A 22,842-nucleotide genomic window follows, 5' to 3' on the forward strand; every position below is an offset into this window, starting at 1 on the left:
CGGGGTGGCTGGTGGGCGGCCGCCGCCGCTGGTTCCGGCGAATCGCACTGCCTGCCGCGCTGGCGGCGGCCGTCGCGCTCACCACGGCGGCAGCCCTGGTGGTGGCCAAGTGGTGGCGGCCGTTCCCGGACGCACTTCCCGCACGCATCCACTTCTGGGCGGGCGTCATCGTCGCCGCGCTGATCCTGCTCGTTCCCCGCGCGATCGCCTCGGACCTCAGGGGGCGGTTGGTGACTCCGTGCGCGGTGCTCGCGGTGCTGCTGGCGGCGGCGACCCAGATGAACCTGGTGTACGCGCCGTATCAGAGTCTCGGAGCGGCGTTCGGATACACGAGCTCACCCACGGTGTCACTCGCGGAGTTGCCCGCGCCGCGGCTGGGTACGGTCAGCGGCACGCCACTGGAACCGGTGTGGCAACCGGCGCAACAGCTTTCCGCCGCGGGCTCGATCGCGACCGCCGCCATTCCGGGCACGACGTCCGGATTCACCGGCCGGGACGCCCGAATCTATCTGCCACCCGCCTATTTCGCCGATCCGCAACCGGTGTTGCCGGTGCTGGTGCTGCTGCACGGCCAACCGGGCGCGCCCGGGGATTGGCTGGTGTCGGGGCGGCTGACCGAGACCATGGACGCGTTCGCGGCCGATCACCACGGCCTCGCGCCGGTGGTCGTGATGCCGGACGCCACCGGCGGGGGTTTCGCGAACCCGCTCTGCCTCGATTCCGCGCTGGGCGATTCGGCAGGCTATCTCGCCCGAGATGTGCCCGCCTGGATCACTTCTCAGCTGCGGGTCGATCCCGACCATCGCGCGTGGGCGATCGCGGGCGCGTCTTACGGCGGCACCTGCGCCCTGCAGTTGGCGACCACGGCGGCCGAGGTGTATCCGACCTTCATGGACTTCTCCGGTCAGGACGAACCCACCCTCGGCGATCGTGGCCGCACCGTCGCCGCGGCCTTCGGCGGTGACGAATCCGCTTTCCGGGCAGTGAATCCCGCCGATCTGCTCGAGACTCACCGATACCCGGCCAGCGCGGGGGTCTTCGTCGTCGGCCGCTCCGACGAGCTGTACCGCCCGGCACAGGAAGCGTTGTGCGCCAAGGCGATCGCATCCATCGCCTCGGTCGGCTGTCACCTGGTGGCCGGGAGCCACGACTGGCGAGCCTGGTCCGCCGCGCTCGCGCAGCAGGTGCCCTGGCTCGCCGACCGGCTCGGCCTCACGGCCGGATGATCCTCCGGATCAGGCGAGCTTCAGGCTGCGCCCGATGATCTCCTTCATGATCTCGGTGGTGCCGCCGTAGATGGTCTGGACGCGAGCGTCCATGTAGGCCTTGGCAATCGGGTATTCGCGCATGTACCCGTAGCCGCCGTACAGCTGCAGGCATTTGGTGATGAGGTCGAGCTGCTCCTCGGTGCTCCACCACTTCGCCTTGGCGGCGTCCTCCACCGAGAGCTTCTCCTGGTTGAGCAGGGCGATGCAGTGATCGGTGAACACGCGCACGGCGGTCGTCTTGGTCGCGAGCTCTGCCAGGACGAAGCGGGTGTTCTGCTGGGCGCCGATCGGCTTGCCGAACGCCTTGCGGTCGCGCACGTACTGGATGGTCAGGTCCAGGCAGGATTCCATGGCGGCGGCGGCCATGACCGCGATGGACAGGCGCTCCTGCGGCAGGTTCTGCATGAGGTGCACGAACCCCATGCCCTCGGTGCCGAGCAGGTTCTTGGCCGGAACGCGCACATCGCTGAAGGAGAGTTCGGCGGTGTCCTGCGCCTTGAGGCCGATCTTGTCGAGGTTGCGACCGCGCTCGAAACCGGGCATGCCGCGCTCGACGACCAGCAGCGAGAAGCCCATCGCGCCCTTCTCGGGATCGGTCTGGGCGACCACGATCACGATGTCGGCGTTGATACCGTTGGTGATGAAGGTCTTGGAGCCGTTCAGGACCCAGTCGTCACCGTCGCGGACCGCGCGGGTCTTGATGCCCTGCAGGTCCGAACCCGTACCGGGCTCGGTCATCGCGATGGCGGTGATGATCTCGCCGGAGCAGAAGCCGGGCAGCCAGCGCTGCTTCTGCTCCTCGTTCGCCAGGTCCAGCAGGTACGGCGCGATGACGTCGTTGTGCAGTCCGAAGCCCAGACCGGAGTACATCCCCCGGGTGACCTCCTCGGTGACCACGGCGTTGTAGCGGAAGTCCTTCACGCCACCGCCGCCGTACTCCTCCGGTACGGCCGTGCCCAGGTAGCCCTGCTTACCGGCCTCGAGCCACACCGAGCGATCCACGACGCCGGCCTGCTCCCACTCTTCGTGGTGGGGAGCCACGTGCTGCTCGAGAAACTTACGGAACGACTCCCGGAACAAGTCGTGTTCGGGTTCGAAAAGGGTGCGTTCCATGCCAACCTCCTGAGTGACCACATCGGCACATCGCCTGTGCTCAATACGGTACTCGAAAGTCGAATCAGGGTTAACTTCGAACCCCAGGAAACTTGCTCGAACTGCGGTTGTCGCCGCTGACATCGCAGAACGCAGCTGATGAACCCCGGTAAACCTAGCGTCGGGGCCGGGGACCCGCTCAGAGTCCGACGGCCGACAGCGTGCGACCCAGCAGCCCGCGACCCCGGTCACGGTCGCGCTCGCCGAGCAGGAACGCGAGCTCCTCCTCCACGGCCTTCTTCACGATCACCTGCAACTCCGACGCCGCGGACTCCACATCCGGGGAGTCGCGCCACGGGGTGGTCTCGATCGGCGTGCCGAGCGAGAAGTAGAAGCGCTCGGGCTTGGGCAGCAGGGTCGGGCCGACACCACGGATCAGCGGGGGCGTCAGGGTGGCGCGCAGGCCCAATGCCTTCACCAATTCCCGCACCGGGCGCATGACCGGGTCGTGGCCGTCGAAGATGATGTCGAAGATGTCGTCGCCACCCACCATCGCCATCGGCACGATGGGCGCGCCGGTTTCGATGGCCATCCGCGCGAAGCCGGTCCGGCCCTCCCACAGCAGTTGATATTTCTGCCCCTTGCCGCGCATGGCCTCTCGACCACCGCCCGGGAATACCGCCACGGCCTCGCCCTGCTCCAGCAATGTGGTGCAATTGTGGCGATTTCCACGCACGATTCCCAAGCGGTGCAAGCCATCCCGCAATATCGGGACGTCGATGAGAACATTCTCGGCCAGTCCCCGAACCAGCCGATCGTGCTCCACCAGAATCTTGTGCGCCAATACCGGCGCGTCCGTGCCCCCGGCCAGACTGTGATTGCCGACCAGCAGCACCGGACCCTCGAGCGGGAAGTTCTCCAACCCGTGGAACCGCGGGCTGAACCACGCCCGCGCCGGTCCGGTGATCGCGTCGATGACGAGCCGATCGATATCGGTCAATTCGACATGCAGCGGCGCACCATCGGTGAGCTTTCTGCGATCCGCACTGCTCTCGGCACCGGTGAATTCAGTGTCGTTCCGCGACAAGACAACCCTCCCTGCAGGATTTTCGATAACGTCATCGTAACGAAAGTCACTGCAGGGCATCGACTATGAGTGACTCACTCGACTTCGAGATCCTCGTCACTCGAATCGAACACAGCACTCGAATCAGACATAGCACTCGAATCGAACTCGGCGCTCGAATCCGATCCCGCGTGCGCGAATTCGGTGAGTACACCGGCCAGCGCCTGCGGCACCCGGGCCCGCACGCGCGTTCCCGATTCCTCGTGCGCGGAGTCGATGATCCGGCCGTCGGCGTGAATGCGCGCCAGCAGATCGCCGCGGGTGTACGGCAGCAGCACGCTCACCTCGACGTCCAGACCACCGAGGATCTGGTCCAGGCGGGCGAGCAGGGCGTCGATTCCCTGACCGGTCTTGGCCGAGACGAAGACCGCGTCCGGGAGCCAGCCGCGCAGCTGGGTCAGCTCCAGCGGATCCAAGGCGTCGATCTTGTTGACCACCAGCAGTTCCTGCGGCGCGGGCGTCTTGGTCTCGCGCAGGACGTCGGTGACGACCTCGCGCACGGCCTTGATCTGCTCGTTCGGCAGCGCGTCCGAACCGTCCACCACGTGCAGCAGCAGATCCGCGCCGGTCACCTCTTCGAGGGTGGAGCGGAACGCCTCGACCAGCTGCGTGGGCAGGTGGCGCACGAAACCGACGGTGTCGGTGAACACGACCTCGCGGCCGTCCTCGAGCGCGGCCTTGCGGGTGGTCGGATCCAGGGTGGCGAACAGCGCGTCCTGCACCAGGATTCCGGCGTTGGTCAGGCTGTTCATCAGGCTCGACTTGCCCGCGTTGGTGTAGCCGACGATGGCCACCTGCGGGACGCCGCTCGAGACGCGCTTGGCCCGCTTGGTGTCGCGCGCGGTCTTCATCTCGCGAATCTCGCGGCGCAGCTTGGCCATTCGCTCACGAATGCGGCGACGATCGGTTTCGATCTTGGTCTCACCGGGACCACGGGTACCCACGCCGCCGTTGGCGCCGGCGCGACCACCGGCCTGACGGGACATCGACTCACCCCAGCCGCGCAGGCGGGGCATCATGTATTCCATCTGCGCGAGGGAGACCTGGGCCTTGCCCTCACGCGAGGTGGCGTGCTGGGCGAAGATGTCCAGGATCAGCGCGGTCCGGTCGATGACCTTGACCTTGACCACCTTTTCCAGCGCGGTCAGCTGCGCGGGCGACAGCTCGCCGTCGCACACGACGGTGTCGGCGCCGTGCTCGAGCACCATCTCGCGCAGTTCCTCGGTCTTACCGGAACCGATATAGGTGGACTTGTCCGGCTTGTCGCGACGCTGGATCAGCGAATCCAGCACCTCGGAACCGGCGGTCTCCGCGAGCGCGGCCAACTCGGCCATTCTCGCCTCGACCTGCTCGGTGCTGCCCTCGGTCCAGACACCGACCAGAATCACGCGCTCGAGGCGCAGCTGCCGGTACTCGACCTCGGTGACGTCCTCGAGTTCGGTGGACAGCCCGCCGGCGCGCCGCAGTGCTGCGCGCTCCTCGAGCTGCATATCACCGACTGTGGGCTCGGCGGCGGTCCAGCCTTTGCCGACGTCGGCCTGTTCGGCCTCGTCGACGATCTCCTCAGCGGGAGTGAACTCGTAAGTCTCTTGTTTACTCATACGCCTTCCATGGTCCCACGGACCAACCCGAACGCGCATTCGGTTATTTCCCGGCGTGCCTCCGCGAGGTGATCGCCCCGCAGCTCAGGCGTCCTGCCACCATTTCGCCGCGATCCGGCCTGTCGCCAGCAGCACCGAGGGGCCGCGCAGGGTGGCCGCGCCGTTCTCGATGCCGACGGTGACGCTGCCGCCGGGCACCCGCACCTGGACCTGACCCGAATCGGCGGCCAGATCGAAGCCGTCGCGGGCCAGGGCCGCCGCGGCCGCGGCCACGGTTCCCGTTCCGCAGGAACGGGTTTCGCCGACACCGCGTTCGTACACGCGCATGTCCACACCCTTGCGGCCGTCCGAGCCGACGCTCAGGGCGGTGAGAATCTCGACGTTCACACCGTGGGGGAACAGGAGGTGATCGAAGCCGGGAGCGCGCGTCAGATCCAGCGCGTTCAAGGCCTGCGGGGTGAGCTCGGGGTCCACGCACGCCAGGTGCGGATTGCCGACGTCGATGCCCAGCCCCGTGAACTCGTGGCCGTCCAGCGCGGCGGTCGAGGCGCCCAGCACCGTCACCGTGCCCATGGCGACGGTGACCTGGCCGTGCACGGGATCGGCGTGATGCACGAGCACCGGGCGCGCACCGGCGCGCGAGCCGACGACGAACTCCTCGCGCTGTTCCAGGCCGGTCGCGACCAGGTAGTGCGCGAACACCCGCACGCCGTTGCCGCACATCTCCGCGATCGAGCCGTCGGCATTGCGGTAGTCCATGAACCAGTCCTGGGCGCCGACGCCCTCGGGAAGTTCGCGCAGCGCACCGGTCTCGAACAGCGCGCCCGCGCGGGCCACCCGCAACACGCCATCCGCGCCGAGGCCGCGCTGCCGGTCGCACAGGGCGGCGACGCGCGACTCGGTCAGTTCCAGCCACGCGTCCGGGTCCGGGAGCACCACGAAATCGTTCTGGGTGCCGTGTCCCTTGCTGAATTCGATATCAGCGGCGCTGTTCTCGCTCGTCATGGTCCGCTCGTCGTAGTCGTCGGTGGTCGTAGTCGTCGGTGGTCGTGGTCGTGGTCGTCGGTGATCGTGGGGTCGATCGGGTAGGTCGCCCGGCGCTGTGGGCTGGGCGCTGCTCACCGTTGCCGTTCGCACGGCCTCGCCGAGTCCTTCGGCTTCATCCAACCATCCGGCGCTGCCGGGAAATTTCGTACAGCGCCACGGCCGCCGACGAGGGTGCTCCGAGCGGACCGTCGGTCGGGATGCAGACCAGTTCGTCGCACACCTGCCGCCAGGCCGGGGTCAGAGTTTCGCCCTCGTCGCCGACGACCAGCACGGTGGCGCCGCCGAATCGGAGTTCGTCGAGGGCGACACCGCCGCGATCGTCGCTGCCGACGATACGGGTGCCGATGCCCCGGGCGCGTTGACGGTCCCGGAACGCACCGACCTGCGCCGGACCCGAGGCGCGCAGCACCGGAACGGCGAACAGCGCGCCATCGGAGGCGCGCACGCTGTGCGGGTCGTACTGATCGACGCCCGCGCCGGTGATGATCACTCCGCTCGCGCCGAAGGCCGCGGAGGAGCTGATCAGCGCACCCAGCCGCGACGCGGACGTGGGCCGGTCGATCACGACGACCGTCGCCGGCGATTCCGGGGAGCCGGGGGCGAAATCGTCGAGTTCCATCCGGCGCGAGACCGCCACCGCGACCAACTCCGGCACCGATTCGGACGGATGGCCGAGCTCGGCCATCACCTCCGGCACCAGCCCGACGGTCGGCACGCCACTCGAATCCAGCACCGTGCGCGCCCAGTCCGGTAGCTCGGGCGCGCCCAGCCGGTAGACGAGAGTCTCCAGCGGCCAACGACATTCGAACGCCCGGGTGAGCGGCTTCATGCCGTGCACCAGGAAACGATTGTCGCGCAGGCGGCTGGCCCGGTTGTTCAGATATGCCTGCCACACCTGGACCGAGGCGTTGCGGGTGTTCACGCGGCGCGTCACTTAGCGGATTTCCTATTCGTCCTTCGTCGGCGCGGAATCGATGAGGGCCAGCACCGTCGAGGTCAACTCCGGATCGGCGCCGTCCACCCATCGCACCCGTTGGTCCCGGCGGAACCACGAGCGCTGCCGCCGAACATAGCGCCGGGTACCGATGAAGGTGCGCTCCTGCGCTTCGTTCAGGTCGTATTCGTTATCGAGGTGGTCCAGGACTTGTGCGTAACCGATGGCGCGGCGGGCGGTTTGGCCGTCGCGCAGCCCGTGCTCGAGCAGGCCCCGCACCTCCTCCAGCAGACCGGTGCCGAACATCGTGGCGGTGCGCAGTTCGATGCGTGCGTCCAGTTCGGGGGTGTCGCGGTCGACGCCGACAATGACCGTGCCCCAACGGGGTTCGCCGATCTGCGGCGCGGACGCGGCGAACGGGCGGCCGGTCAGTTCGACCACCTCCAGTGCCCGGACCATGCGACGGCCGTCGGTGGGCAGAATCGCGGCCGCCGCCACCGGGTCGGCCTGTTTCAGGGCCTCGTGCACGATGACGACGCCGCGTTCGGCCAGCACCGTCTCCCACTTCGCGCGGATCGCCGGATCGGTCTGCGGGAAGTCCCAATCATCCAGCAGGGCTTGCACGTACATCATCGAACCACCGACGATGACCGGCGTGTGGCCGCGCGCCAGAATCGCCTCGACGTCCGCGCGCGCCGCGTTCTGATAGGCGGCGACCGTCGCGGTCTCGGTGACGTCCAGAACGTCGAGTTGATGATGCGGAATGCCCCGGCGCTCGTGCACGGTGAGTTTGGCGGTGCCGATGTCCATGCCGCGATACAGCTGCATGGCGTCGATGTTCACGATCTCGCCGTGCAGGGTCTCGGCCAGATCCAGTGCGAGATCGGACTTTCCGGTGGCGGTCGGGCCGACGACGGCGACGGGCCGCCTCACACCCGCTCTCCCCGCTCGGCCTCGTCCGGGAACCAGACGCTCACGTGATAGGCCACGCCGAACGGCGCTGCGGCGTAGAGGGTTTCGACCTTCGGGTCGGCGGCATCGGTCTCGAACAGTCCGGCCAGCACCTGATAGGCAGGGCGGCCCGCGACATCGAGCTCGGCGCACAGACCGGAGTCCAGGGCCGCGAGCGCCGCGCGGTCGCCCGCGGACAGGGCACGGTCGATGTCGGCCTGCGCGCCCTCGGCGCGGGCATCGAGATAGCGGGGAGCGGCGGTCGACATGGTTGCCGCACCGTCGCCGACGACGAGTACGCCGCAGTGTGCGGGATCGGCGTCGAGTTCCGCGCGCAGGCTCGCGCCCAGCGCCCGGCACGCGCTCGCGGGGGCGTCGGCGGCGATCGTCTGCGCCTCGGCGCTCACTCCGGGCGCGAGTCTCCCGCGCAGCCAGCCCGCGATCAGCACAGGTAGCGGCAGGCTCGGGTCGGGTTCGGTGCCAAGCCCCCCGGACAAACCGACCCGTACGTCCACTCCGTAGCCGCGGAAGCTGCCGGTGGTCTCCGGCCCGAGCCGCCGGGTGCTCTCGTCCACCCCGACCACGAGCCAGCGCGATGCCTTCTCGGCCAGTTCCCCGGCCGCTGTCAATACCGCAGTACGCAGCACCGCGACCTCACCGTCACCGGCCGCACCCGCCGCACCCCCGAGTTCGGGTACCAGCGCGGGCGGTGAGGGGACCAGCGACGCAACACAGAACACGCCGTCAACCGTAGCGCTAACGCACCTCACCAGCCCCACCCCGCCCGGGTCGCCGCGCCACGGAGGTGGCCTCAAAGACAGCATTTCCCATCTCAGCCTGGTTGAATGGGAAGAGCAATACGGATGAGCTAGAGCGTAACCAGGCAGCCGTGACGCGCGGCAGGGACGAGGAGCGATGACCGAGAACAGCGGAAACGAAAAGGCTACCCACCCGGAGTCGGCCCCGACGCCTGTGCCCGGCGCCGCTTCCCGGCCGACCCCGGCCGATGCCGCCGGTCCCAAGCCCGGTGGCGTGAGCCCGAAACCGGAAGCCCCGAAACCGCACGCCGTCAAACCCGCGCCCGGCCCGGCTCATCCGCACCCGCACCCGGTGATCGTTCCGGCCTCGAGCGACCCCAGCCAGTGGGGACGCGTCGACGAGGACGGCACCGCCTGGGTCAAGAGCGCCGAGGGCGAGCGTGTCATCGGGTCCTGGCAGGCCGGTGACGCGGCCGAGGGGCTGGCGCATTTCGGCCGCCGCTTCGACGACCTGGCCACCGAGGTCGCGCTGCTCGAGGCCCGCCTGGCCGCAGGCACCGACGCCCGCAAGACCAAGGCCGCGGCCACCGCACTTGCTGAAACATTGCCGAGCGCTTCGGTGATCGGCGATCTGGACGCGCTGACCCTGCGCCTGCAGGCCATCATCGAGCACTCCGACGAGGCTGCCGCGCACGCCAAGGAGGAGAAGGACCGCAGTCGGCACGAGCAAACCGAGCGCAAAGAAATCCTGGCCGCCGAAGCCGAGCAGATCGCCGCGGAATCCACCCAGTGGAAGGTCGCGGGCGACCGCCTGCGCGAGATCCTCGACGAGTGGAAGACCATCCGCGGCGTGGATCGCAAGGTCGACGACGCGCTGTGGCGGCGCTTCTCGAAGGCGCGTGAGGCGTTCAACCGCCGTCGCGGCGCGCACTTCGCCGAGCTCGATCGGGAACGCGCCTCGGCCAAGACGCACAAGGAAGACCTCTGCGTGCGCGCCGAGGAGTTGTCGAACTCGACCGACTGGGCCGGGACCGCCGCGATCTTCCGCGATCTGCTCGGCGAGTGGAAGTCCTCGGGCCGTGCGCCCCGCGAAGCCGACGAGCAGCTGTGGAAGCGGTTCAAGGCCGCCCAGGACGTGTTCTTCGCGGCCCGCAATTCCGCGGCCGCCGAACGCGACACCGAGTTCGAGCACAATGCCACCGCCAAGGAAGAGCTGCTGCTCACCTACGAGAACATCGACCCCGCCGCCGGGCTCGACGCCGCGCGCTCGGCGCTGCGTGATCTGCAGGAGAAGTGGGACGCCATCGGCAAGGTCCCGCGCGAGCGCATGCACGATCTCGAGGCCAGGCTGCGGGCGGTGGAGAAGCGGGTCCGTGACGCGGTCGACGCGCAGTGGCGGCGCAGCGATCCCGAGGCGATGGCCCGGGCGGCCCAGTTCCGCGAGCGGGTGGCCCAGTTCGAGGAGCAGGCCGCGAAGGCGCAGGCCGCGGGCAAGACTCGCGATGCGGACAAGGCGCTCGAGCAGGCCAAGCAGTGGCGCGAATGGGCCGAGGCGGCCGAAGGCGCGGTCAGCCAGCGCTGAGTCCCGTCTCCGGCCCCGCTGCACGGCGTCGGCGACCTGGCGTACGGGTATGGATCCCGGGGCCAGGTCGCCGCGCCGTGTCATCCATGACCCGGCAGCGCGCCCATGACCGGATAGCGGAAGCGGCGCAACGGATTACCGAATCGGGCGGTGCTGGTTAGGCTCGAACCCATGGCACCGAGTCGGAAAGAGCTGATCTCGCACCTTCTGGAGACCGGCATGGCGGGGCGAGTGGCGACGCCCCGGGAGAACAATCGTTTGCACTATCACCTGCTGGCGCAACGGGATCCGCACTACCTGCTCGGACTGGATCCGGGGCCGCAGTGGGACAGCGATGCGATTCTCGACCTGATGGTGCGCAAGGTGGGTGTGGATCCGCGGCGCAACTACCGGCGCGGGGTGGACACCATCGATCCGGAACTGACCGCCGACGCCCTCGATCGGTACGCCACCCGCTTCAACAAGGCCCTGCGGGAACGCCGGCGCGTATTGTTCGCCACCGGCCATCCGCGCACGCTCGCGCGGCTCTATCAGCAGCTCGCCGCCGCGCACGAGGAGGCCGGCGGCAGCATCGTCGAGCCGCCGCCGGGGCTGAGCTACGACGGGACCAATCGCGGCGTGCCGCAGCGCTTGGAGATCGACTTCTTCCTGAGGGTCGCCACCCTGGCCGATTCGGGCGGCCCGATCCACACGCACTCCCCCACACCGATCAACATGGTGCTGGCGGCCCTGGCCCACGACGGCATCCCCATGCCGGATCTGGTTGTCGCCGACCACGGCTGGTGCGGCGGCGCGGCGCAGGCGGGGCTGGACGCGATCGGTTTCGCCGACTGCAACGATCCGGCGCTGTTCGTCGGTGAGGACGAGGGCACGGTCGCGGTCGCGGTGCCGCTGGACGACGGCATCGACCCCGAACAGTACGACCTGCTGGGCGAATACATCCTCTCGCGGCCCTGAGGCAAATAAAAATACTCTTCAGTCGGTATTAAATCGCTAATTGCGGCCAATCATTGCCTCATCGATAACCGGACAGTGACCGTGCGCGAAATTAGTCATAGTCTTGTTGTCCCCACGGTACACAGGAGGCCTAGTGAAAGAGGAAAATTGTCGCACAGAGGTCACCATCGAGACTGCTAGCCGTCAATATGCTAGATCAGATCCAGCATTTCTCGAACAGGTCGTCGGACTACAGGACGATCTGACCCTGGCAGGCATTAAGATACTGAGCAGTACCGAGGGTGGCCAGAAGGGCATCGGAGAGGTCGAACCGATCGTTCGGGCCGTAGTGATCGGCGGCCCTGGACTCATAGCGTTATTCAGCGTAGCGAAAGTATGGCTGAAGCAGCGTGGCGACCGATTACTTCGAATAAGCGTGACTGATAAGAGCGGGGATACTAAGATTATCCGACTCGATGGCAAAAATGTGTCCGATGAAGCAATGCTCGCTTTCGCCGAGGACATGGCAAAGCGACTGGACTAAAAATGCCTCAGGAGTATCGGGCCCTGCTGATCGGTGTGCATTCCTATGCAGCAGACAGCGGGTTCAGCCCATTGAAGGGGCCGCCTAACGATCTGCGCGAACTGCGCAGGGTGCTCGAAGATCGAGAACTCGGACTCTTCACCGTCACAGAATTACTCGACCCTACGTCGGGGAAGCTCGGAGTTGCCGTACAAAAATTCTTGAGTACTGCGACAGCTGACGACCATCTCCTTCTTTACTACAGTGGCCATGGCGAGACAAGCGTCGGAAACAAGCAGCTATGCCTCACCTCGATCGAATCTGATATGGCAGCACTCGACGGCGGCAGCCTGTCATTCGACAAGTGCTACGAGTGGATCAAGGATTCACCTGCAAGGTCAGTAATCGTAATTCTTGATTGCTGCCGGTCCGGCGTCGCCTTCAAGGGCAGCACCCCGGACTTCGAGGAGTTCGATGCTCTCTTCGCGGATGCGCGGCAGCCCGAGCACCTGCCACGACCCAAGAGCGTGAAGGTCCTCAGTGCGGGGACCGGGTACCAGAACGCCCTCGATGCTCCGAGCGCCGATGAGCCGAGCCCGTTCAGCGCGCGATTGATCACAGCACTAAGGGGCATCGCGGGTGCACAAGACGAGGGTCTGGTCTCGTTCGACGACGTGGTCATCGCCATGCGCCCTCCGGATGGCGAGCCCGGACCGCGCCCTAGAGCCTGGGGTACTGACGGGGACGACGGCCCTTACCTGGCCCAACGTCCGGGGCACATCGCGCACACTTTGGCCCGGAATGGGTTGAAGGAAGTGGACTTCGACCGAACGGGTGCCGCGATTCGCAACGGTAAAACCGTACACGTACGCCTCCCGCAGGTCGAGGAGCTTGTCGGAAGGTTCACCGCAGGCCATCCGACAACCATGTTCGTGAGTGGTCCTGTGGGCAGCGGCAAAACTTGGATTCTCAACGACACCGCAGAACTCTTGGTAGCAAGTAATTGGCGATTTCATGCTTTCGTGCCGTCCTGCGAGCCGGAGGATGCACACAAACTTCTGGGCGCATTCCGAAGGCGCGCCGAGCAACTCGCAGCTAATGACGACCAGCCATGCCTACTGGTTGTCGACGGGCTCGAGTGGAGCGACGCATGGGCCGAATTCATTTCCGGACTACAGGACATGGCCGAACGGGGTGGTTTCGGTGTCAGCGTTCTTGCGTCGCTGGAAATCCAGCGCGGACAGGTCCAGCGAGACCATGAGCATAAATCTTGGATGGTGGGCGGAAACCGGAATGTCCAATCCGTTGTCGGTCACAGCGCCAAAGAATTCGTTGCCGAGGTCCTCACACCTGCACATAACCCCAACACCCTGGGTTGGCCCGAGGACCGGCTCAACAGAGCACGCACCAACCTCTTGGAAGTTGTCGGCTCCGACCTCTGGGCGTTGACCCAACTCGGCTCGCGATGGCACGACCCCGATGCCGAGGAGCAGGTAATCCGATCAGTCTGGGAGGACCGCATCGGTGATGTCACGGGTGTGCAACTCACCGCGCTGCACAAGGTGGCGGCGCTGAGCAGGTTCAACCTGTGGTGCCCACTGGACGAAGTCGTTTCTATCAGCGAAATATTGATTGGACTCGGACTCGAATACAGTGAAAAGAACCAAATGGTTAGGTTGAACAGCGGGTTCTTGTGCAGGGCGATTTTGGCAAGACAAGCTGGATTCAGCGAAATATCTTTCCGCTTCAGCCCTGGGGCTGCGTATCCCGTCGCCTTGAATGTGGTCACCAAATATCTACGGGCTCTGCTGCTGTCCCCACACCGCCAGGCTGATGTTTTGATCACACTGAATCGGCTTCGGTACAATAGACGCGTCTTCAACGCAATCTTGGAGGAATTCAGTCGATCCTCTCGCGCCAGACCGAGCACCTGGGACATCTGGGCGGATGATTGGGCCGATTCAGAGTCTGTGACAAGGATCCTGTCGTTCGTTCATACAACACTGCCGAGCGCACAGAGCGGGGAGCTCGGGGTGAGATTCTGCAGATTTCTTCTGCGGGATGATCTTTGCGATATCCGACTCCCCACTGCGGTATCGGCTTTGGATCTGCTACGGAATCTGCACCGCGGTCGAAACCGGCCCGCTGGGCTTGCACAGGCCGAAAGTCGGCTGATGGCGATTGCGGAGCAGCAGCTCGCCGAACACAGATGGCCGGCCGCAACCCGGCGACGACTTCTTCGCGTTCTGCGGCAGATGCGTCGGATCGACAGAAAAAATATCGACCATTGGGGATCACTGCTGCTACGCCCGTCGAACCCGCCCGTATTGGCAGATTTGACACTTGCTCTCGACCTTTTCAAAATAAATGCTCAAACTATCGACACACTCCAAGGGGCTTCAGCAGCGCACGACGTCGCGGCCGACGACCTGGTTCGCGGATCATTTCCAGATACCGGCAGACTCGAGCAGCTGGCCGTGCGCTGTATTCTCGCACGCAAGATCTCGGATGAGGACAGTGCACTCCGGTTAGAGCAGCAGATAAAAAACGAACTACGGCTGGCCAACACCGCACAATTGAACCAGATGTTGAGTCGCTGCGTTCGACTCGACCGCCGCTTCACCGCAGAGATAGTCGGACTGATTGACGTCGATACCTGGTCAACCACGATCTATCGGAACGCCTCACCGATCGCGGTGGCCAACCTGCTGAGAAGCCTTGGCTCTATCAGACCGGACCTCGCCGTGAGAACTTTATATACGCGTACGGGCTGCGCAGACAATATCTTGGCCAGTTCGCTGGCGACAGCCATCCGCCCGGACGGGGACGCCGTGAGCGCGAGCATGCTGCTGAAATCTGCGGCCGACTGCGAAGAGCACCGAGGTATTCTCGACGGCGGCTTTGCGCAAACCCTGGCCTATGCGCTCGGCACCGATTTTCTAGCGGATACTATGGCCCATAATACGCAAACCAGCATTGTGGTCCACCTGATTGAGGGATTCGTGAGATCGCGAACGGCACTGCTGGAATCTGTCAAGGACAGCGCATTCGAGATTATCGAGGATCAACTCGAGCGGTCCGGTTCGGAGAACGGCGCTCGACTCGCACTCATCTTGTCGGTCGAAGATGCGCTGGGCGAGGCGTTTCTCACCGAACTTCGAACCCGAGGGTTGATCAGCCGTGACCGAGTTCTGTTACGAATGCTCAATGTTCGTAATCCAGGAGCGCTGGTCGCCTATCATGAGCTGGGAGTAGCGCTCTTTCCCGGGATCGAAGCCGACTTTGCAAACGAGGTCGAAGAATCGGGAACCACATGGACCGACAGTAGGCTTTTCGACGACCTCTCAGGCGAAGGCAACGTCGTGCTGGCGCTGCGTGCTGCCAAAGCGGTGACTTCGACGCTCGTGCTAAGTGGCAGACATGACGCAGGTGAGGTGATTATCGGAGCATTTCAAAGAGCTTTCGACACCACCCGCCCCGGGCATGACTGGTCCCGCCGCGTGCTCGATGCCGATGATATAGATTTACCAGAAGGGCTTCGCCTCCTTAACGAATTGAGTAGTACGGACGCTAAAAGGATCACCGAAAGCCACACATTGCGGCTGTCGCAGGCCGCACGGCGTGGATCTTCCACCGACCTAGCCGATCTGATTTCCGCGACTACGGAGATTTCACAGGTTGCCGGAGGCCGGCTTGTCGATACATGCAGGGAAACCGAGTTGTTACGTGATGCACTGGAGGACCTGGAGGTTAGTGGCGACCTGTTCGCACAGGCGGCCGCTTTGAGCGATCTGGCCGATGCAGAGAATCGTCTGTGCGCACCGGTGATTCCGACTGAGATAGCAGATCGACTCCGCCATACGTGGAGCCAGCAAATTCAGGTGATCAACAACCCTGGCCTGATCCAGACTCTTATTAGGATTGTCGGCAACTCAGGACGTGCCAACGCAATCACGATTGCTCACGAGATCAACTTGTACTCACTTCGCCGCCGACTCGACCGATACAACGTCGCTGATGCTGCAGGGTTCATCTCACTCATCGGAATACTGTCGGAGCTGGTTCCAGACGTATTGCCAGATCTTGCGAGCACGAGCCACGCCCGATGGCTGTTGGCCAGGGCACCGATCGATACTGTGGCGCGATCGGCGGAGTCCATGGTCGCCACGGGACTCCTCACGTCGGCAGATGTCGAAAACGTGCTGTCAATTCGGCTGAATGTCACACCCGACCAGGTTCCGATGCGGCACCGTGGGCGCTACTGGCATGGAATCGGGTGGGCTGCATGGACTTCGGCCAGGCTCGGCAAACGGCTCAGGTTGGGAATTCCGCCGGACGCGCGCTTCATCGATGCAATGGTTCCACACCAGAAATTGTGGGCCTTATCCTCGTTCGAAACCGAACCGTGGATGGAACCAATGATGGACAACGCATTTGACACTCTCGAGAAACGCGATGGTCCACCGGATTCGCCGGCAGCGGCCGCTGCGGCGCTGATCGCATACAATGTGGCAGGTCGAGAGGTTCCGCTGTACGGCGAAAAAACTCTTACAGGCTGGCGTCACGCTCTCGATGCTGAGAGTCAATGGATTCGGGCCCTCGCTGAAGCCGCTAAGCCGAGCGGCCGGTTACACAAGGCGTTCGGGGAGGAATGGATGCCGTGGGATTTTCAACGGCTTCAGGCCAGACTCGTATGGCAAGCCCACGGATGGCGCAAGGTCCCGGTCGAAGCCCTCGCAGCTATCACTGAGATCAACCGTCGCAATAAGACACGATCTGCGGCAAAAGGTCCCAAGCCACGCCAATCGTCAGGCTGGCAACGTACCGAATGATCGGTCAGTTGTCGCCGAACAGCTTGCGGCGATCGTTCTCCTCGGCGGCCGTGGCGGCGAGGCGGCGCTGCTCCTCCGCGGCCAGTTGCATGTTGGTGCGACTCCACACCACGCGGATCCAATGGAAGGTCAGCACGATGATGGCGATGGTGGCCACGATCAGGCCGACGGCCGGGCCCGCGCCGCTGTAGTTGTCCACGCCCGGGGTCTGGCGGTGCCAGATCGACAGGATCCCGAACACGCTGCCGATGGCCGAGCCCGCGACCGCGATCCAGGCCAGCACCCAGCGGCGGGTGATCAGCGCCAGCACCGAGAAGCCGATGCCGAACACCACCACGAACCATTCGAAGACGCGCGAGGGCAGTCCGATGTGCTCGGTCTGCGCGGCGGCGTCGTACAGCAGCACGTCGAACCCGCGTGCGGTACCCGCGTGCGGCAGGACCAGCGAGATCAGCAGCGCGAACACCGAAACGGCCACGACCATGGCGCGCACGCCCGGGTCGATCTCGCCGGCGATCTTGCGCTCGACGGCCTCGAGATCCGCGCGGAACTGCTCGAAGTCCTGACTGTCCTCGGTCGGCTTCATGCTCTCCTCGTTCCTCCGCTGCTCTGCCGCGGGGTCGGGCGGTGAATCCGGCTGTGCCGAATCGGGTTTCGCGGATTCCGGATCGGCAGGCGTTTCGCGGGCGTCGTCCTCGCCCGCGGGGCGATCGTCCGTCATCACGCGCCGCATTCCGAACCGCAGCCCGAGGCCACCGGTTCGGCCGACACCAGGGGCGCGCCGATGCGCGGCAGTCCCAGGCCGACGCCGATGGGCGGGGTCTTGGGCGTGAGGCCGCGCTCGTGCGCGTCACCGGCGCTGGTGCGCCGATGCGAGCGGATCGCGCCGTCGGCGATCAGGTAGTGCGGGGCCGCGCCGGTGACATCGGTGACGATGACATCGCCCGGGCGGATCTCGCTGCCCGCGGGCAGATCGGCGGGCGGACGGAAGTGCACCAGCCGCCCGTCGCGCGCGCGGCCGCTCATACGGGCGGTGGCGGCGTTCTTCTTGCCCGCGCCCTCGGCGACCAGCAGTTCCACCTCGGTCCCGATCAGGGCCTGATTGCCTTCCAGCGACACCTGCTCCTGCAGTTCGATCAGCCGGTCGTAGCGCTCCTGCACCACGGCCTTGGGCAGCTGATCGGGCATGGTGGCGGCCGGGGTGCCGGGGCGGATCGAGTACTGGAAGGTGAAGGCGCTGGTGAAGCGCGCCTGGCGCACCACGTCCAGGGTGGCCTGGAAGTCCTCCTCGGTCTCGCCCGGGAAGCCGACGATGATGTCGGTGGTGATGGCCGCGTGCGGCATGGCGGCGCGCACCTTCTCGATGATGCCGAGGAACTTGGCGCTGCGGTACGAGCGGCGCATCGCCTTGAGGACCCGATCGGATCCGGACTGCAGCGGCATGTGCAGCTGCGGGCACACGTTCGGCGTCTCGGCCATGGCCTCGATGACGTCGTCGGTGAATTCGGCCGGATGCGGGGAGGTGAAGCGCACGCGCTCGAGGCCCTCGATGCGCCCGCACGCGCGTAGCAGTTTGGCGAACGCGCCGCGGTCGCGCTCCTCGCTCGGATCGGCGAAGGAGACGCCGTAGGAGTTCACGTTCTGCCCGAGCAGGGTCACCTCGGTGACGCCCTGATCGACCAGCGCCTGCACCTCGGCGAGCACGTCACCGGGGCGGCGGTCGACCTCCTTGCCGCGCAGCGCGGGCACGATGCAGAAGGTGCAGGTGTTGTTGCAGCCCACCGAGATCGACACCCATCCGGCGTACGCGGATTCGCGCTTGGCGGGCAGCGTCGAGGGGAACGCCTCGAGGGATTCGAGAATCTCGACCTGGGCCTGCTCGTTGTGGCGGGCACGCTCGAGCAGCACCGGCAGCGAGCCGATGTTGTGGGTGCCGAACACCACGTCGACGTACGGGGCCTTCTTGACCACGGTGTCGCGGTCCTTCTGGGCCAGGCAGCCGCCGACCGCGATCTGCATGCCGGGGCGTTCGGCCTTGAGCGGTGCCAGGTGGCTCAGCGTGCCGTACAGCTTGTTGTCGGCGTTCTCGCGGACCGCGCAGGTATTGAAGACCACCAGGTCGGCCGTGGATCCGGTGCCGGCCTTCACGTAACCCGCGTCCTCGAGCAGACCGGACAGTCGCTCGGAGTCGTGCACGTTCATCTGGCAGCCGAAGGTGCGGACCTCGTAGGTCCGCGCCTCCGCCGCTGCCGCACCATGCTCGTCGACCGCGCTACGTGCTGAAACCTGCCCCAACGAATTCACCCAACCAGGGTAATGGCTGCCCGATCCGCCCCCGCACCCCGTCCGCGTCGGAGCGGATCGCAGCGGGGCGCGAGTGACCCCGATCTCGCGGGTCACCGCGTCGTCAACCCTCGGTTACGGGGTGGTGTCGAGTCGCGGCACAGTGGGTCCGCGCGTACCAAAGACGAGCAATTCGGGCACGGTCCTACTAAGGTCCCTGGTCATGACCGAGGACGCCGTATCCATCAGCAAGACCGCGCCGATGATCTCGATGCGGAATGTGGACAAGCACTTCGGCTCACTGCACGTTCTGCGTGACATCAATCTCGAAGTGCCCACCGGGCAGGTCGTGATCGTGGTGGGACCCTCCGGATCCGGTAAGTCGACGCTGTGCCGCACCATCAACCGGTTGGAGACCATCGATTCCGGGGACATCGCCATCGACGGGGTCGAACTGCCCGCCGAGGGCAAGGGTCTGGCGAAGCTGCGAGCGGACGTCGGGATGGTGTTCCAGTCGTTCAATCTGTTCGCGCACAAGACGATTCTCGACAACGTGATGCTGGCGCCGGTGAAGGTGCGGCGAATCGGCAAGGCGGAGGCCAAGACTCACGCCATGGAGCTGCTGGATCGGGTCGGCATCGGCAATCAGGCCGACAAGTACCCGGCGCAGCTCTCGGGCGGGCAGCAGCAGCGCGTGGCCATCGCTCGCGCGCTGGCCATGAATCCGAAGGTGATGCTGTTCGACGAGCCGACCTCCGCACTGGACCCGGAGATGGTGTCCGAGGTGCTGGACGTGATGGTGCAGCTGGCCAAGGACGGCATGACCATGGTCGTGGTCACCCACGAGATGGGGTTCGCGCGCCGGGCCGGCAATCGGGTGCTGTTCATGGCCGACGGCCAGATCGTGGAGGACACCGATCCGAACACCTTCTTCACCGCACCGAAATCCGATCGCGCCAGGGACTTCCTCGGCAAGATTCTCAGTCACTGACCGACTTCGACCTGACCACACGCTCGACGATTCTGCATGAGAGAAAAGGACGCTCGATGAGGTTCAACCACGTGCTCCGGATCGCTGCCGGAGCCCTCGCCGTGGCGGTCGTCGCCACCGGCTGCGGCGGCGGCAGCGACAAGACCGCCACCGAGCATGCCAAGGACGGCAAACTGACCGTCGGCATCAAGTACGACCAGCCCGGCCTGGGTCTGCGCAACAAGGACGGCTCCTTCAGCGGTTTCGACGTCGACGTCGCCAAGTACGTCGGTGAGAAGCTGGGCGTGAAGCCGGAGAACATCACGTTCAAGGAATCGCCGTCGGCGCAGCGCGAGACGCTGATCGAGAACGGGCAGGTCGACTTCATCGTCGCCACCTACTCGATCACCGACAAGCGCAAGGAGAAGGTCGATTTCGGCGGGCCGTACTACGTCACCGGCCAGTCGCTGCTGGTGCGTTCGGACAACACCGACATCACCGGCGCGGAATCGCTGAACGGCAACAAGAAGCTCTGCTCGGTGAAGGGCTCGACCCCCGCGCAGAACATCAAGGACAAGTACGCCAAGGATGTTCAGCTGCAGGAGTACGACACCTACTCGCTGTGCGTGGAGGCGCTCAAGTCCGGTTCGGTGGACGCGCTCACCACCGACGACATCATCCTGCGCGGTTTCGCGGCGCAGTCGCCGGGAGCGCTGAAGGTGGTCGGTGCGCCGTTCACCACCGAGAAGTACGGCATCGGCGTGAAGAAGGGTGACACCGAATCGCGCGGCAAGATCAACGACGCGATCGACGCCATGATCGCCGACGGGTCCTGGAAGGCCGCGCTGGAGAAGAACTTCGGCAGCACCGGCTTCACCGTTCCGGCGCCGCCGACGGTCGACCGGTACTGAGTTGCTGACCCGCGCCGGGTGGAATCCCCGAGACTCGACGTCGAGTCTCCCGTGATTCCGCCCGGCGCGCTTCGTATTCCGATCGGAGGGACGCGGACGCCGTGTTCGACTTGATCTCGACCTATCACACCCGGCTGCTCGACGCGTTCTGGGTGACCATCAAACTGACTCTGTACTCGGGGTTCTGGGCGCTGATCCTCGGAACGATCATCGCCGGCATGCGGGTGTCGCCGGTGCCGATCGCGCGCTGGCTCGGCACCGCGTACGTGACCATCTTCCGCAACACGCCGCTGACGTTGATCATCGTGTTCTGCTCGCTGGGGCTCTACACCACGCTCGGCATCAAGTTGGCGGGCAGCGGGCCGACCGAGTTGGTGGACAACAACTTCCGGTTCGCCATTCTCGGATTGAGCATCTACACAGCGGCTTTCGTGTGCGAGTCGCTGCGCTCGGGCATCAACACGGTGCCGCTGGGACAGGCCGAAGCCGGTCGGTCCCTGGGGTTCTCGTTCATGCAGAACATGCGACTGGTGGTGCTGCCGCAGGCGTTCCGCGCGGTCATCGCGCCGCTGGGCAGCGTGTTCATCGCGCTCACCAAGAACTCCACCATCGCCTCGGCGATAGGTGTCGGTGAGGCCGCCCTGCTGATGGCCGAGATGAACGAGAACGAGGCGGCGGCGCTGTCCATCGGCGCGATCTTCGCTCTCGGTTTCGTGGTGCTGACACTGCCCACCGGTCTGCTGTTCGGCTGGCTGGCACGACGACTCGAGGTGGCGCGATGAGTTCGGCATCGGTTCTCTACGACGCGCCGGGACCCCGCGCGCGGATGCGCTATCGGATCTACTCGGTGCTGGTGGCGGCGGCGTTCGCGGCGATCCTGTGGGTGCTCTACAGCGGCTTGGAATCCAAGGGCCAGTGGGCGGCGGAGAAGTGGAAGCCGTTCCTGGAATCGCAGATCTGGACGACGTATCTGCTGCCGGGTCTGAAGGGCACCGTCATCGCGGCGGCGCTGTCCATCGTGTTCGCGCTGGTGCTGGGCATGATCTTCGGCATTCTGCGGCTCTCGGATCATCGCTCGGTGCGGATCGTCGCGGGCACCGTCGTGGAAATCGCCCGGGCCATCCCCGTGCTGATTCTGATGATCTTCCTGTTCTCGCTGTACTCGGAGAACAATCTCTTCCCGTCGGATCAGCTGGCGCTGGCCGCCGCGGTGACCGCGCTGACGATCTACAACGGGTCCGTCATCGCGGAAATCGTGCGATCGGGCATCAAGTCCCTGCCGAAGGGTCAAACCGAGGCAGCGATGGCGCTGGGCATGCGCAAGACGCAGGTGATGGTGAGCATCCTTCTGCCGCAGGCGATCACGGCCATGCTGCCCGCGCTGGTCTCGCAAATGGTGGTGGCGCTGAAGGATTCGGCGCTGGCCTACCAGATCACCTATCTCGAGGTGGTGCGCTCGGGCGCGCAGCTCGGTGCGGCCGAAGGCAATCCACTGCAGTCGCTGCTGGTGATCGCCGCGATCATGATCGTGCTCAACTACACCCTGACCGTGGTCGCCACCCGGATCGAGCGGTGGCTGCGCACCCGCAAGCGCGGTGGCAGCACCGTGGTTCCCGCGAGCGTCGTGACGGCCCCGCCGGGCATGGATCTCACGATGACCAAACCCTGATCGAATGACGAACCATGCGGCCCGGTCGGACAATTCCGACCGGGCCGTCTTTCGTTCAGGGGCCGTCTTTCGTTCAGGCGCCTTTTCGGCCGATATGTAATCAACCCCTGAGAATGTCGGCCGAGCAGCGGACAATCCGCTGATCAGCTCTCATACTGGCGTTCATGAGCGAGTACGACAGGGGCCGAAAGCAATTCATCCTGGGGCTGAGCCTGATCGGCGTTCTCGCTCCCTTGGCGGCCGTCTGCACGGCCATCGCCGCGGCGGTGGGCGCGTTGCTGGCCTCCGAAGGCCGAAAACGCATGGCCGAGGCCCGCACCTCGCGCCCGGCCCCACCCGCCACCCCGCCGCGCCCGGCC

At 65.5% G+C, this 22,842-nt stretch carries 19 protein-coding genes; 10 read left to right on the forward strand and 9 right to left on the reverse strand.

What is annotated here, in order from left to right:
• Nucleotides 1-1,226: alpha/beta hydrolase (locus NJ1_RS37060; RefSeq protein WP_067704794.1), on the forward strand; the 1,226-nt coding region annotated here is incomplete at its 5' end.
• 9 nt (nt 1,227-1,235) lie between these two features.
• Here NJ1_RS37060 and NJ1_RS37065 read toward each other — a convergent pair.
• The 7 genes from NJ1_RS37065 to NJ1_RS37095 form a co-directional block, all read right to left on the reverse strand.
• Entirely contained in the window at nt 1,236-2,381 is a 1,146-nt protein-coding gene (locus NJ1_RS37065) for an acyl-CoA dehydrogenase family protein (RefSeq protein ID WP_067704829.1), read from the reverse strand.
• Nucleotides 2,382-2,559: 178 nt separating this feature from the next.
• Entirely contained in the window at nt 2,560-3,447 is an 888-nt protein-coding gene (locus NJ1_RS37070) for a lysophospholipid acyltransferase family protein (protein WP_245717755.1), read from the reverse strand.
• A 74-nt stretch (nt 3,448-3,521) separates the two neighbouring features.
• Nucleotides 3,522-5,087: a GTPase HflX gene (hflX, locus tag NJ1_RS37075; RefSeq protein ID WP_084479251.1), complete on the reverse strand. Its 1,566-nt coding sequence runs from the start codon at nt 5,085-5,087 to the stop codon at nt 3,522-3,524.
• 84 nt (nt 5,088-5,171) lie between these two features.
• Nucleotides 5,172-6,065, reverse strand: a complete 894-nt coding sequence (gene dapF / locus NJ1_RS37080; protein WP_067704834.1) for a diaminopimelate epimerase — start codon at nt 6,063-6,065, stop codon at nt 5,172-5,174.
• Nucleotides 6,066-6,246: 181 nt separating this feature from the next.
• On the reverse strand, nt 6,247-7,068 hold the full coding sequence (locus tag NJ1_RS37085; RefSeq protein ID WP_067704801.1) for a TrmH family RNA methyltransferase: 822 nt from the start codon (nt 7,066-7,068) through the stop codon (nt 6,247-6,249).
• 12 nt (nt 7,069-7,080) lie between these two features.
• Nucleotides 7,081-8,001, reverse strand: a complete 921-nt coding sequence (gene miaA, locus NJ1_RS37090) for a tRNA (adenosine(37)-N6)-dimethylallyltransferase MiaA (RefSeq protein WP_067704804.1) — start codon at nt 7,999-8,001, stop codon at nt 7,081-7,083.
• Entirely contained in the window at nt 7,998-8,759 is a 762-nt protein-coding gene (locus tag NJ1_RS37095; RefSeq protein ID WP_067704807.1) for a class III extradiol ring-cleavage dioxygenase family protein, read from the reverse strand. Before NJ1_RS37095 ends, miaA begins: the two co-directional genes overlap by 4 nt.
• Before the next feature lie 175 nt (nt 8,760-8,934).
• Between NJ1_RS37095 and NJ1_RS37100 the strand changes: the two genes are divergently transcribed.
• From NJ1_RS37100 to NJ1_RS38610, 4 genes are all read left to right on the forward strand, one after another.
• Nucleotides 8,935-10,359, forward strand: a complete 1,425-nt coding sequence (locus NJ1_RS37100) for a DUF349 domain-containing protein (RefSeq protein ID WP_067704813.1) — start codon at nt 8,935-8,937, stop codon at nt 10,357-10,359.
• A gap of 171 nt (nt 10,360-10,530) precedes the next feature.
• Nucleotides 10,531-11,316: a phosphatase gene (locus tag NJ1_RS37105; protein ID WP_067704816.1), complete on the forward strand. Its 786-nt coding sequence runs from the start codon at nt 10,531-10,533 to the stop codon at nt 11,314-11,316.
• A gap of 133 nt (nt 11,317-11,449) precedes the next feature.
• On the forward strand, nt 11,450-11,839 hold the full coding sequence (locus NJ1_RS39595) for a hypothetical protein (protein WP_157574638.1): 390 nt from the start codon (nt 11,450-11,452) through the stop codon (nt 11,837-11,839).
• A gap of 2 nt (nt 11,840-11,841) precedes the next feature.
• Nucleotides 11,842-16,650 (forward strand): caspase family protein, encoded by a 4,809-nt coding sequence (locus tag NJ1_RS38610; protein WP_084479252.1) that lies wholly within the window; start codon nt 11,842-11,844, stop codon nt 16,648-16,650.
• Nucleotides 16,651-16,654: 4 nt separating this feature from the next.
• Here NJ1_RS38610 and NJ1_RS37115 read toward each other — a convergent pair whose 3' ends face one another.
• Nucleotides 16,655-17,236, reverse strand: a complete 582-nt coding sequence (locus tag NJ1_RS37115; RefSeq protein ID WP_067704840.1) for an Rv2732c family membrane protein — start codon at nt 17,234-17,236, stop codon at nt 16,655-16,657.
• 134 nt (nt 17,237-17,370) lie between these two features.
• Nucleotides 17,371-18,945 carry a tRNA (N6-isopentenyl adenosine(37)-C2)-methylthiotransferase MiaB gene (miaB, locus tag NJ1_RS37120; protein WP_157574640.1) on the reverse strand — a complete coding sequence of 525 codons (1,575 nt, stop codon included), beginning with the start codon at nt 18,943-18,945 and terminating at the stop codon, nt 17,371-17,373.
• Nucleotides 18,946-19,195: 250 nt separating this feature from the next.
• Between miaB and NJ1_RS37125 the strand changes: the two genes are divergently transcribed.
• The 5 genes from NJ1_RS37125 to NJ1_RS37145 form a co-directional block, all read left to right on the forward strand.
• Nucleotides 19,196-19,924, forward strand: a complete 729-nt coding sequence (locus NJ1_RS37125) for an amino acid ABC transporter ATP-binding protein (protein ID WP_067704843.1) — start codon at nt 19,196-19,198, stop codon at nt 19,922-19,924.
• A 56-nt stretch (nt 19,925-19,980) separates the two neighbouring features.
• Entirely contained in the window at nt 19,981-20,814 is an 834-nt protein-coding gene (locus tag NJ1_RS37130) for a glutamate ABC transporter substrate-binding protein (RefSeq protein WP_067704820.1), read from the forward strand.
• 101 nt (nt 20,815-20,915) lie between these two features.
• Nucleotides 20,916-21,596, forward strand: a complete 681-nt coding sequence (locus NJ1_RS37135; protein WP_067704822.1) for an amino acid ABC transporter permease — start codon at nt 20,916-20,918, stop codon at nt 21,594-21,596.
• A complete protein-coding gene (locus NJ1_RS37140) occupies nt 21,593-22,483 on the forward strand; it encodes an amino acid ABC transporter permease (protein ID WP_067704826.1) in 891 nt (296 codons plus the stop codon). The genes NJ1_RS37135 and NJ1_RS37140 overlap by 4 nt, the downstream gene beginning before the upstream one ends.
• Before the next feature lie 164 nt (nt 22,484-22,647).
• Nucleotides 22,648-22,842 (forward strand): hypothetical protein (locus NJ1_RS37145; RefSeq protein WP_218025320.1); only part of this gene is annotated, 195 nt, incomplete at its 3' end.

It is taken from the genome of Nocardia jejuensis NBRC 103114, assembly GCF_001613145.1.
Classification (GTDB): Bacteria; Actinomycetota; Actinomycetes; order Mycobacteriales; family Mycobacteriaceae; genus Nocardia; species Nocardia jejuensis.

Excerpts from the sequence above, each read along its gene's own strand:
- NJ1_RS37065 (WP_067704829.1), bottom strand. The coding sequence starts at position 2,381 with ATGGAACGCACCCTTTTCGAACCCGAACACGACTTGTTCCGGGAGTCG.
- hflX (WP_084479251.1), bottom strand. The coding sequence starts at position 5,087 with ATGAGTAAACAAGAGACTTACGAGTTCACTCCCGCTGAGGAGATCGTC.
- NJ1_RS37100 (WP_067704813.1), top strand. The coding sequence starts at position 8,935 with ATGACCGAGAACAGCGGAAACGAAAAGGCTACCCACCCGGAGTCGGCC.
- NJ1_RS37105 (WP_067704816.1), top strand. The coding sequence starts at position 10,531 with ATGGCACCGAGTCGGAAAGAGCTGATCTCGCACCTTCTGGAGACCGGC.
- NJ1_RS38610 (WP_084479252.1), top strand. The coding sequence starts at position 11,842 with ATGCCTCAGGAGTATCGGGCCCTGCTGATCGGTGTGCATTCCTATGCA.
- NJ1_RS37115 (WP_067704840.1), bottom strand. The coding sequence starts at position 17,236 with ATGAAGCCGACCGAGGACAGTCAGGACTTCGAGCAGTTCCGCGCGGAT.
- NJ1_RS37125 (WP_067704843.1), top strand. The coding sequence starts at position 19,196 with ATGATCTCGATGCGGAATGTGGACAAGCACTTCGGCTCACTGCACGTT.
- NJ1_RS37130 (WP_067704820.1), top strand. The coding sequence starts at position 19,981 with ATGAGGTTCAACCACGTGCTCCGGATCGCTGCCGGAGCCCTCGCCGTG.
- NJ1_RS37140 (WP_067704826.1), top strand. The coding sequence starts at position 21,593 with ATGAGTTCGGCATCGGTTCTCTACGACGCGCCGGGACCCCGCGCGCGG.